Origin of the sequence: Flavobacterium sp., from assembly GCF_035760125.1 — a bacterium.
Classification (GTDB): domain Bacteria; phylum Bacteroidota; class Bacteroidia; order Flavobacteriales; family Flavobacteriaceae; genus Flavobacterium.
On record NZ_DASTTN010000275.1, the window covers coordinates 1 to 10,286 of the forward strand.

The 10,286-nt window shown below is 30.4% G+C and carries 15 protein-coding genes; 14 read left to right on the forward strand and 1 reads right to left on the reverse strand.

Annotation, left to right across the window (positions count from 1 at the left end):
- The first annotated feature begins 65 nt into the window (after nt 1-65).
- The 5 genes from VFS71_RS09900 to VFS71_RS09920 all read left to right on the forward strand — a co-directional run bounded on the left by VFS71_RS09900 (nt 66) and on the right by VFS71_RS09920 (nt 2,878).
- Nucleotides 66-677 carry an XAC2610-related protein gene (locus VFS71_RS09900; protein WP_326401032.1) on the forward strand — a complete coding sequence of 204 codons (612 nt, stop codon included), beginning with the start codon at nt 66-68 and terminating at the stop codon, nt 675-677.
- A gap of 179 nt (nt 678-856) precedes the next feature.
- Complete coding sequence (locus VFS71_RS09905) at nt 857-1,576, forward strand: hypothetical protein (RefSeq protein WP_326401034.1); 720 nt, start codon at nt 857-859, stop codon at nt 1,574-1,576.
- Nucleotides 1,577-1,760: 184 nt separating this feature from the next.
- Nucleotides 1,761-1,976, forward strand: a complete 216-nt coding sequence (locus VFS71_RS09910) for a hypothetical protein (RefSeq protein ID WP_326401036.1) — start codon at nt 1,761-1,763, stop codon at nt 1,974-1,976.
- Nucleotides 1,969-2,226, forward strand: coding sequence for a DUF7660 family protein (locus VFS71_RS09915; RefSeq protein ID WP_326401037.1), 258 nt, complete (start codon nt 1,969-1,971; stop codon nt 2,224-2,226). Before VFS71_RS09910 ends, VFS71_RS09915 begins: the two co-directional genes overlap by 8 nt.
- Nucleotides 2,227-2,506: 280 nt before the next feature.
- The gene (locus tag VFS71_RS09920; protein ID WP_326401038.1) at nt 2,507-2,878 is read left to right on the forward strand and encodes a hypothetical protein; all 372 of its coding nucleotides are present in this window, start codon (nt 2,507-2,509) and stop codon (nt 2,876-2,878) included.
- A 942-nt stretch (nt 2,879-3,820) separates the two neighbouring features.
- On the opposite strand, the gene VFS71_RS09925 is transcribed toward VFS71_RS09920, so the two are convergent.
- On the reverse strand, nt 3,821-3,991 hold the full coding sequence (locus VFS71_RS09925; RefSeq protein WP_326401039.1) for a hypothetical protein: 171 nt from the start codon (nt 3,989-3,991) through the stop codon (nt 3,821-3,823).
- Between the two features lie 465 nt (nt 3,992-4,456).
- On the opposite strand from VFS71_RS09925, the gene VFS71_RS09930 reads away from it, so the two are divergent.
- The 9 genes from VFS71_RS09930 to VFS71_RS09970 all read left to right on the forward strand — a co-directional run.
- Entirely contained in the window at nt 4,457-4,813 is a 357-nt protein-coding gene (locus VFS71_RS09930; protein ID WP_326401040.1) for a hypothetical protein, read from the forward strand.
- A gap of 42 nt (nt 4,814-4,855) precedes the next feature.
- On the forward strand, nt 4,856-5,179 hold the full coding sequence (locus tag VFS71_RS09935; RefSeq protein WP_326401041.1) for a hypothetical protein: 324 nt from the start codon (nt 4,856-4,858) through the stop codon (nt 5,177-5,179).
- A 166-nt stretch (nt 5,180-5,345) separates the two neighbouring features.
- Nucleotides 5,346-5,843, forward strand: coding sequence for a hypothetical protein (locus tag VFS71_RS09940; RefSeq protein WP_326401042.1), 498 nt, complete (start codon nt 5,346-5,348; stop codon nt 5,841-5,843).
- A gap of 7 nt (nt 5,844-5,850) precedes the next feature.
- Entirely contained in the window at nt 5,851-6,297 is a 447-nt protein-coding gene (locus tag VFS71_RS09945; RefSeq protein ID WP_326401043.1) for an RDD family protein, read from the forward strand.
- Between the two features lie 161 nt (nt 6,298-6,458).
- Nucleotides 6,459-6,941, forward strand: a complete 483-nt coding sequence (locus VFS71_RS09950) for a hypothetical protein (RefSeq protein ID WP_326401045.1) — start codon at nt 6,459-6,461, stop codon at nt 6,939-6,941.
- Nucleotides 6,942-7,799: 858 nt separating this feature from the next.
- Nucleotides 7,800-8,345, forward strand: a complete 546-nt coding sequence (locus VFS71_RS09955) for a hypothetical protein (protein ID WP_326401046.1) — start codon at nt 7,800-7,802, stop codon at nt 8,343-8,345.
- A 189-nt stretch (nt 8,346-8,534) separates the two neighbouring features.
- Nucleotides 8,535-9,299: a hypothetical protein gene (locus tag VFS71_RS09960; protein ID WP_326401047.1), complete on the forward strand. Its 765-nt coding sequence runs from the start codon at nt 8,535-8,537 to the stop codon at nt 9,297-9,299.
- Nucleotides 9,300-9,459: 160 nt separating this feature from the next.
- Nucleotides 9,460-9,867 (forward strand): hypothetical protein, encoded by a 408-nt coding sequence (locus VFS71_RS09965; protein WP_326401048.1) that lies wholly within the window; start codon nt 9,460-9,462, stop codon nt 9,865-9,867.
- A gap of 179 nt (nt 9,868-10,046) precedes the next feature.
- On the forward strand, nt 10,047-10,286 hold a 240-nt coding region (locus VFS71_RS09970; RefSeq protein ID WP_326401049.1), incomplete at its 3' end, for a hypothetical protein.

A 10,286-nucleotide genomic window follows, 5' to 3' on the forward strand; every position in this document is an offset into this window, starting at 1 on the left:
CCCAAACCCGCTGTAGTACCAGAACGTTGTAGGCTATTTTCGCTGAGAAGAAACTAAAAATTGAAATGAAAAATATCGTTATTTTATTGGTTTGCTTAGTTTTTCCGAAAATATTATTGGGTCAAACTTGTTTACACAAAAATTTATCTAAAGAATTTAACTTTGAAATAAAACTACAGAAAATAAAAATTCCAAACGAAATTATAGATAGTAATTCTGTGAAAGTTATTGTCTATAACAAAATCTCAAATAAGAAACAGGAATTTAATTTTGGATCAAGTTTCCTTTTTGAAAATACTTTTATTAATTGTAAAACGGTAAGGTCTTATTCAACAGGAACTAATAAAAATGCCGAAATTGTTGATAATGAATTTGGAGATTTAGTGATTACAGATTTTAATTTTGACAATAGAGAAGATTTTGCAATTAAAAATGATTCCGGAGGAAATGGAGGTCCAACATATAATTTTTACGTTCAAGACAATAATAAAAAATTCACATTAGATAAATTTCTAACAACTGAAATGGAATTTTTTCCAACAAAATTTATAGCAAAAAGTAAAAAATTAATAACATACGTTCACGCAAGTGCATATCAATTATCCAAAAACACATTTGAATATAATGTGAAAACAAAAAAGTGGAAACTAAAAGAGTCCAAATTAGTAACGTATTAAAAAAACAGCCTACAACAGCTACTACAACGGATTTGGGCAATTGGCTTAATGGAAAGTTGGTTTTGTATTTGGGATGATTTGGCAAATCCGAAGAATGGGCTTAATTTAGTCCCAAACCCGTTGTAGTACCAGAACGTTGTAGGCAATTTTAAAGAACAGAGGAAACTAAATTCAAAATGATGGAAGAAATAAAAAAATCGATAAGTGCAATTTTATACGAACGAACTACAAGTCCACTTTTCGGAACTTTTATATTTTCTTGGCTTTTATGGAATTGGAAAATCCCATATTTGAGTTTTTTTGTTTCTGAAAATAAATTAAAAATCAATAAAATTGACTATATCATTTCTAATTATAATGACTGTCATTATCTGGTAACTTATCCTTTAATATCCACTTTTATATTACTAACAATTATTCCTTTTCTTTCCAATGGTGCATATTGGCTATCAATCAATTTTGAAAACTGGAAATTAAAACATAAAAATTTAATTGAAAGCAAACAGTTATTAACCGTCGAACAATCAATTGAATTACGAGAACAAATTCTTAAACAAGAAGAAAGATTTTCAAAATTAGTTCAAGACAAAAATTTAGAAATCGAATCGCTGAAAAAACAAATTGACAGTGACAAAACTCTTGTAAAAGTAGATGAAACAACAAATAATTCAAATTCTGAACTTGAAAAGTTAGCTGAAAGAATAATGAATAATAGTGATGAATTAGATACTTTTAACACTATTACAAGAGCAATTCAAAATAATTACAAAATCCAAAATGATCCAATCACAACTAAATTAGTCGCTTTACTAGAATCATACGATATCATTCACAAACCTGAAGCGCTTTATAAATTTACAGAGACTGGAAGACGATTTTTGAGATATATAACTGCATAAAAAACTGCCTACAACAGCTACTACAACAGATTTGGGCAATAGGCTTAATGGAAAGATGGTTTTGTATTTGTGAGAATTTGGTTAATCCGAAAATAGGGCTTAATTTAGTCCCAAACCCGCTGTAGTACCGGGACGTTATGAGCCATTTTACAGAAATAACGCAATTGAAAATAACCAAATAATTATGCGTGATATAAACCGAATAAAACCAGTTTTAAAAGAACTCGAAAATTTATGGCTTGAAAATCCAGATTTTAGAATTGGTCAGCTTATTATGGGAATTACCAAAACTGAAGTAACTAATCCTAAGTTATTTTATATGGAAGACGATGAATTTTTAATTAAACTCAAAGAGTTTAAAAATTTATTTGAAGAAATCAAAAAGAATAAAGATGAATAATGAATTAGAAGATTTTGAAGTAAACGACAGAAAAAGTTTTGCAAAATTCATAAATCTGTTACAGAAAAATTTACACGAAAAGCCTGAATATTGGGAAAACACAAATTTAAGCGATTTTCTTGGTGCTTTATCATCTTATACAGAAGACATCCAAGGTTATTATAACAATATGGAAATTAATATAGATGCCGACAAACCGAATTGGAAAACTTTTGCGGACATTTTTATGGGAGCAAAAATGTATGAATAAAAACGGCTCATAACAGCCACTACAACGGATTTGGGCATTTGGCATAATTGAAAAATGGTTTTGTATTTGGAATGATTTGGCAAATCCGAAAATAGGGCTTAATTTAACCCCAAACCCGCTGTAGTGCCAGAACGTTACTGGAGACTTGTGCCGAAATTACGCAGATGAAAACAATCAGGAAATAAGCATTGGTTTCCGCAAGAAGTTTACAAAGCAGAAGCGTGAAAATTGGAATCTGCCAACAGAAACTTGAAATTAATAACAAACTAAATATCAAAAAATGCACATAATTTTAATTTTTCTGCCATTATTATTTCAAATTATTTTTGGCAGAAAAGCTATTGGTGGAGATATTAAATTAAGCTTTGGAACAGTTTGTTTAATTAGTTTTTTAGGCCAAATCCTGTCAACCATTTTGGAGTTTAACATTATTCTATCTAATCTTCAAAAAAACAGTAATTTTTGTGGATTACCATTAGTTGGACTTATAACGGTTTCTTTATTTCTTACTTTCATCTTACTTATAACAATATTTATTCAATACCAAATTAGAAAGTCATATGGTTATGTTGAAGAAATTGATGCTAAAGATGATGATGAATATGAAAAATATCAAGAAGATGAAGAAGATGAAGAAGGTGACACTTTTTGAGAATAAGACACGAAAAATTATAATGGGAAAGTTGAAACGTGAAAGTTGGATTTTGCCAGCAGAAGCGTGAAAATTTGCGGTTTAATCGTAATTTCGACAAAAACAAGCCTCCAGTAACAGCCACTACAACGGATTTGGGCATTTGGCTTAATGGAAAAATAGTTTTGCATTTGGGATGATTTGGCAAATCCGAAAATAGGGCTTAATTTAGTCCCAAACCCGCTGTAGTGCCAGAACGTTATGGTGTATAGCTGTTGACGATCAACAGTCGATTTTAATCAGAAGCTTTAGTTCGAATAATACATATCGAAACAGAAACCGAGCCGACCGAAATTCGAACTGAAATTCGAACCGAAATCTGAGACTTAATTGTTGCGGATAAAGAAACGTGAACTGCTTTATGGAAAACCGAAAACGGAATTTTTTTTGTCGATTTTCTTTGAGATTTAACCGAAGTTTGAAGTTCAAAAACGGAAACTATTTGGAACGGAAATCGAAAAGTGGAAAACTTTGGGTAATTGGAATCGATAATTGGAATGTTAATTCGTTCGTGCTCAACATCGTCAAGCTACACACCATAACAGCCACTACAACGGATTTGGGCAATTGGCTTAATGAGAAGTTGGTTTTGTATTTGGGATGATTTGGCAAATCCGAAAATAGGGCTTAATTTAGTCCCAAACCCGCTGTAGTGCCAGAACGTTATAGGGCAGTTGTGCCGAAATTACGCAGGTAATTTCGATTTGGAAATAACGTTCACAGCTCGCAGGAAATTTACAAAGCAGAAGCGTGAAAATTAGAATTTGACAGCAGAAACGTAAAAGTTATGCGAAACTAACAGCAAAAAATCTAAATGGAATACTGGCCAAAACATTTATTATCATATTTTTTGACATCTGTTTTAAGTAACATTATTTTTGTCATCTATCTAAAAACAACTAATTATTCTGGAGGCGAAATTGGAATGGCTCCATTTGTAACAATGTTGAATGTAAGCATAACATTTATTATTTCGTTACTAGTATTAATTTGTCTAAGAATATTTCGTGTCAAAGTTTCTATTTTTATAAGTTTAGCAATTTTTAGCTTGGTGTCAACTTCAGTTCTTTTCACTTATTTTAAAATAAAACCATTTGAAGGTTATCTTTCAGATGTTTATTTAATGGCTTTATTAAGCGTAATTGTTGCTAGCTTATTAACTTGCTTAATTTTTTTAATTAAGAAAAACTTGTCATAACATAGAAGTTAAATGAGATGTTGGGATTTAACCGTAGAAACGTAAAAATTGGAGTCTGAAAAGCAGAAACCAAAATTGAAAAGAAATATATCGAAAATTACAAACTGAAAAAAAAGAAACGTTAAAATTTGCGGTTAAATTGTAATTTCGTCAAAACAACCGCCCTATAACACACGCTACAAGCGATTTGGGCAATTGGTTTAATTTAAAAATGGTTTTGTATTTGGAAGATTTGGTAAATCCGAAAATAAGGCTTTATTTAATCCCAAACCGCGTGTAGCGCGAGAACGTTAGCGATAATTTCACACCGAAAAACAGAAACTATAACCAAAACAGAAACCTTGTTCAATTTATTCAAAAGAAAAAAGAAAAGCGGTTGCCCAAATTGTTACGAACAAAATACCATTAGTTTTGGAATTGACTATTTGGAAAACAAGATTATTTCCCTAATCCAATTAACAGATGAAATAGGTGGCATAAAAATCTACAAATGTCAAAAATGTACGACTCAATTCTACATCAATGGAAATATGTACGAAAAAATTTTTGACGGTCAAATCGAACTGCTAAAAAAATGGAGTGAAATAAATCTAGTTTGCCCTGAAAGTTTAAAAAAAGAAATCGAAAAAATTGGTTTAACAAATGATTGGAATTTAAGCAGAATTGCTCCATGTAAAATTGAATTGAATAACGGATAAAAATTTGAATTTACCACTATTAAATTTTCAAATGAACCACCTTTGGGTCATCATTACACAACTTTTAAGAACATTTTTTTCATAGATGAAATAAAAAATATTTCTGAAAGTGATTTTGGAATTTCATTAGAAATAAGAAATAAAGCTGAAAAAGCTGAAGAAAAAAGAATGGGTTTTTATCCAACAATTTTGAAAAATAAGCAAGGAAAAAAAATTGCACTTAATGGAATTTCGATGTTTTTTAATTCTGAAGAAATTAAAGGTTCAGAATTGAAACTCGCAAACGAAGAATGGAATCATAAAGAAAAGTATATTTACTACACAAAAGACAAAGCGGAAAAAACGATTGTGATTGCGAAAAAATAGAAACTATCGCTAACAGCCGTTTGGCGAGATTGGGGTTTTAGGTTGAATTTAAAGATGGTTTTGTATTTGAAAAATTTGTGTTTAACCGAAAAATCTCGCATCTTTATTCCCCAACCTCGCCAAGCGCCAGAACGTTAGTGGCTATTAGAAACCAACCTACACCAAAATGACAGAAATTGAACTTCAAAATATTATTAAAACCAAAGAACTCCCTAAAGATGAACTTGATGATTTTTGGGGCAATTTTTTTGGCTTTTTACCTTTATTCATTTTTTTATTTGTCTCAAAAAATAACATCACTTTTCTAGTAGTTTTCATAATCTTGATTTTTTACACTTTCTATTCTAAGTTCAATGAAAAAAAATTAATTGCCATTGTGACACCATTTAATGAAGAAGAAAACATTAGTTTGATTAAAAACATTGCTGGGATACAGCAATGGGAAACTAAAACAAACCAAGATGTACTTTATGAGTTTTATATTCCTTTTTTATTTAATCAACCTGGACATAAATTAACATTAATTGCAAGTGATAATGCAATATTATTGAATTTAAGAAATATAGTAAGTACAAAAGGAAGGATGCCTTATTTATTCGGAATCGATACACTAAAAAAAAGAAAAATAATTGGCTTAATTAGTTCCAGTGAACATAAATTCTAAATAGCAAATGAAAAATAATGTACTAAAAACAAATCTTGGAAAACGTTTTTTAGCTGGATTAATTGACTATTCCATAATCTTTACTTTTTTCTATGTTTTTGTTTATTCCTTTGGACAACCAAACGACGAAGGCGGTTACACAGTTAATGGAATTTTAGCATTAGTACCTGTTTTATTTTGGTTTGCTTTTACAGTGTTACTTGAAGTATTTTTCGATGCAACATTAGGAAATTCAATTATGGGATTAAGACCAAAATCTTTAATAAAAAATAATGGGGAACTTTCGTTTAGTCAATCATTAAAAAGACATTTACTCGATCCTATTGATATGTTTCTATTCGGATTAATTGGAATAATAACAATAAAAAACACTGACAGAAACCAACGTTTAGGAGATATTTGGGCTAAAACAATTGTAACGGAAAATACTGCCTGTGAAGAAAACAGCCACTAACAGCTACTACAACGGATTTGGGTAATAGGCTTAATGGGAAGTTGGTTTTGTATTTGGGATGATTTGGCAAATCCAAAAATAGGGCTTAATTTAGTCCCAAACCCGCTGTAGTACCAGAACGTTAGTGGCAATTGGCTCTTGAAAACTGCAAATTATAATTAATGAAAAAAATCTCATTTTTACTTATATTAGTTTCATTATTGATTTCATGCAATTCAAAAAAGAATCTTATCGGAACCTATAGATCGAATTTTGCAATACATGGTTTTTTTGTCACCCAGATAAAATTTAATCCAGACAGTACGACTGAATATCATATGGCAGGAGATTTAATGAATGAAAACTTGACAGGACGATTTAAAGTCACAAATAATATTGCATACATAAAATTTGAGAAATTGAAATACAACCAATCAAAAGATACCTTGTCGTTCAACGAAATGCTTACAAAAGAAGTGGATACAAATGAATATCGAAATATGCACTCATATGATTTGAAATTGGAAAATGGTATTCCTTATCATTTAAAATATAAAATAAAACGCAATAAACTAATGGTTTATAATATTGCATCAGGCAAAATTGTTCGGAAAAGTCAAGGTTCAAAAAATAAAAGAAAATATTACTTAAAGAAAATGAATTAGTAACTGCCACTAACAGCTACTACAACGGATTTGGGCAATTGGCTTAATGGGAATATGGTTTTGTATTTGGGATGATTTGGCAAATCCGAAAATAGGGCTTAATTTAGTCCCAAATCCGCTGTAGTACCAGAACGTTGGCGGTCAGTTGAAGCCGAACTTACGCAGAAAAAAAAGAAAAGATTGATTTTCGCTACGCAGGATAATCCGGAAAAGTTGGCGTGAAAAGCAGTAACGTGAATAAAAAAAGTAAATGTCAAAAATAGTTTCCGTTTTAAAATGCAACTACTAAAATGAATCAACCACCTACTAAAACAATAAGAGGAATATTTTGGTTTTGGACTTTGCTCTATTATGCAAATACAACATGCGAAATCATCCAATTATCAATAAAAAAATTTGGAGAACAAATGCTTTTTATTTTTGTTTCTACAGCCTTTCTTTTGATAATATACATAGCTATTTATTTGACAATTCTGATGCATAATTTTACGGAAAAGTATTTTAGTAAATTAGAATTAATATTTTTTATAATTGGAATTCTAATTTCAGTTGTTTTCTTTTTTGCTATTAGGAATAATGCAAATATTGTTATTTCATACTAAGAAAAACAAAACTAAAAAATTGAAGTTCATTAATGAAAATGGACGAACAGAAATATGAAAAAAGGATTAAAATCGTAATTTCGACTAAAAACAACCGAACCGCCAACAGCTACTACAACGGATTTGGGCAATAGGCTTAATGGAAAGATGGTTTTGTATTTGGGAGATTTGGCAAATCCGAAGAATGGGCTTAATTTAGCCCCAAACCCGCTGTAGTACCAGAACGTTAGGTAGCATAACACCAAAATTGCGGATAATGAAGAAATTTTACTTTTTAATTTTACTTTCTATTGGACTTTCAAGCTGTCATAGAAAGGAATTTGCTAAATGTGATTCTTTGAAATCGTACATTTATTCTGATGCAACCGAAGAAGAAGTTTATACATTGAAATTAACTTGCAATGACACAGTATTTCTAACAGAATATTTACCTACTCAAAAATCGTTTTTCGCTATAAATGACACAAAACATAAAATAAAAATAGATTCTTTAGTTGACAACATTGATTTTTCCAATTTAGAAGAATCATATTCTGAATCATCTTTACAAGACAGACACGCCTTTAAATTATTCATACAAAATGGAAAAAAACTTGATTCTGTATTCGTTTATGGAAAGAAAGCTCCAACCAATACCTATAAAATATCTGCTGAATTCAAGAAAATAATTAAATCATTAAAATTTTCTCCTTACACGAAAGATATAGATTACGGAAAACATATTGTTAGATTTCCTCCGCCACCACCACCGCCATCTGACAAAGAAACTGTTAATCAAACTATATTTAAAACTTGGAATTAGAAAATATGTAAAAAAGTTACGCTACCTAACAGCCACTACAACGGATTTGGGCATTGGGCTTAATGGAAAAATGGTTTTGTATTTGGGATGATTTGGCAAATCCGAAGAATGGGCTTAATTTAGTCCCAAACCCGCTGTAGTGCCAAGACGTTATGCGCAAGCATACGACTATCAAATTAAATTAGATTTATGAGTTATAAATACGAAGAAAGGATTGTTGCGTTTATTGATATTCTTGGGTTTGCAAATATTATTAAGGCAAGTGTAAATTCTCAAGAACAACTAGACAAAATTGCGAGTGCTTTAACCTATATTCACAGATATTTTAATTTGGTGAGAGTTGATTATGAAGACCCATCCACCCTTCAATTGTCACAATTTAGTGATTCCATTGTGATTAGTGTGTCAATGAAAGATAGTTCTGAAATGCTTGCAATTTTTAAACATTTGAAAATGATTCAAATTAATCTTTTGTATCAAGGTATTTTACTTCGTGGGGGGATTACAAAAGGAAAATTAATCCATACAGATAATTTACTGCTCGGTCCAGGAATGATAAATGCTTATAACCTAGAATCAAAATGCGCCATGCATCCCAGAATAGTTATTGATCCTAAAGTGTTATGGCAATTTGCTAGAGTTAATGGGCAAAAACAATTAGAAAGGCTAAAAGACTTCCATTATGAAAATTCATTTGCAACAGAAGAAGATGGTTTAGCTTATATTGATTATTTTAATGATGTAGATGAATATCTAGAATATGGTGGCGGAGTACATGCCTATTTTTCAGGTTTGTGCAGGATTGTAGCAAAATATATTGACAGTGAAGATATCAGTATAAAAGTAAAATACTTGTGGATGAGAGAAAAGATAAAAAAAAGCGAATATTATACTAAATATAAGACGACATACAAAGGAATTATTAGTAATAGAAATAAAAAACCAAAAGTATAAATGCCAGCGCATAACAGCGGTTTTATGAAATTGGGGTTTTAGGCTTAATAGAAAGTTGTTTTTGTATATTTGGCTTCTATCCTATTGGAATGGTTCGGGAACAAAAATCCCCAACTTCATAAAGCCGCGAAACGTTACCAGCAAGTTTAAAAAAAATCGAATGAAAAAGGAATTTAAATATATAATCATTATCAGTTTGCTATTTATTGCAACTTCAATTGGAGCAATTAATCAAATTCTTCTTTTGACATTTAACGGAAGTATTTTACATGATATTAATGGAATATTTTTTAGTGGTGCTTACACAAAGGTTTATATCACAAATTGGATAATTAATGCTGGCTTATCAGTAATTTTTATATTGGCTTATTATTATTCAAAAAATAAAATTGCACAGATTATCTATCCAATATTTTTTCTAATATTTTGCTTTTGTTTAATTTGCTTTATGCTTGTGCTAGACAAAGTTGAAGATCCAAATCCATATTATTTATATGCGTTAATTTCTAGTGTAATTTCAGCCTTAATACTAAACGCATTTGCAATTATAAAATTTAGGAATAAATAAAAAAGCCTGCTGGTAACAGCTACTACAACGGATTTGGGTAATTGGCTTAATGGAAAGTTGGTTTTGTATTTGGGATGATTTGGCAAATCCGAAGAATGGGCTTAATTTAGTCCCAAACCCGCTGTAGTAGCGGGACGTTGGCAGTAATACTAAAAAACCGAACTTAATCCACTAATTTAATGGAATATACAGCAGAAGAGCGAATTCATAAAGCTTACGAAATAGCAAAAAAAGTATACGTAAATGAAATTTCAGTTTCTGAAGGAGCTCGAATAATTGGAACTACAGGACTTAAGGAAAGTTCTGCATTTGATTATATTTATGCTTATTCGAAATTAAGAGATAGTAAACTTTATACGCGAACAATAAATGCTTACGCAACAGATTATTATCTCAACCAAATTTATACTGAAAATGGT

Excerpts from the sequence above, each read along its gene's own strand:
- VFS71_RS09920 (WP_326401038.1), top strand. The coding sequence starts at position 2,507 with ATGCACATAATTTTAATTTTTCTGCCATTATTATTTCAAATTATTTTT.
- VFS71_RS09950 (WP_326401045.1), top strand. The coding sequence starts at position 6,459 with ATGAAAAAAATCTCATTTTTACTTATATTAGTTTCATTATTGATTTCA.
- VFS71_RS09945 (WP_326401043.1), top strand. The coding sequence starts at position 5,851 with ATGAAAAATAATGTACTAAAAACAAATCTTGGAAAACGTTTTTTAGCT.
- VFS71_RS09965 (WP_326401048.1), top strand. The coding sequence starts at position 9,460 with ATGAAAAAGGAATTTAAATATATAATCATTATCAGTTTGCTATTTATT.
- VFS71_RS09955 (WP_326401046.1), top strand. The coding sequence starts at position 7,800 with ATGAAGAAATTTTACTTTTTAATTTTACTTTCTATTGGACTTTCAAGC.
- VFS71_RS09915 (WP_326401037.1), top strand. The coding sequence starts at position 1,969 with ATGAATAATGAATTAGAAGATTTTGAAGTAAACGACAGAAAAAGTTTT.
- VFS71_RS09940 (WP_326401042.1), top strand. The coding sequence starts at position 5,346 with ATGACAGAAATTGAACTTCAAAATATTATTAAAACCAAAGAACTCCCT.
- VFS71_RS09900 (WP_326401032.1), top strand. The coding sequence starts at position 66 with ATGAAAAATATCGTTATTTTATTGGTTTGCTTAGTTTTTCCGAAAATA.
- VFS71_RS09910 (WP_326401036.1), top strand. The coding sequence starts at position 1,761 with ATGCGTGATATAAACCGAATAAAACCAGTTTTAAAAGAACTCGAAAAT.
- VFS71_RS09960 (WP_326401047.1), top strand. The coding sequence starts at position 8,535 with ATGAGTTATAAATACGAAGAAAGGATTGTTGCGTTTATTGATATTCTT.
- VFS71_RS09905 (WP_326401034.1), top strand. The coding sequence starts at position 857 with ATGGAAGAAATAAAAAAATCGATAAGTGCAATTTTATACGAACGAACT.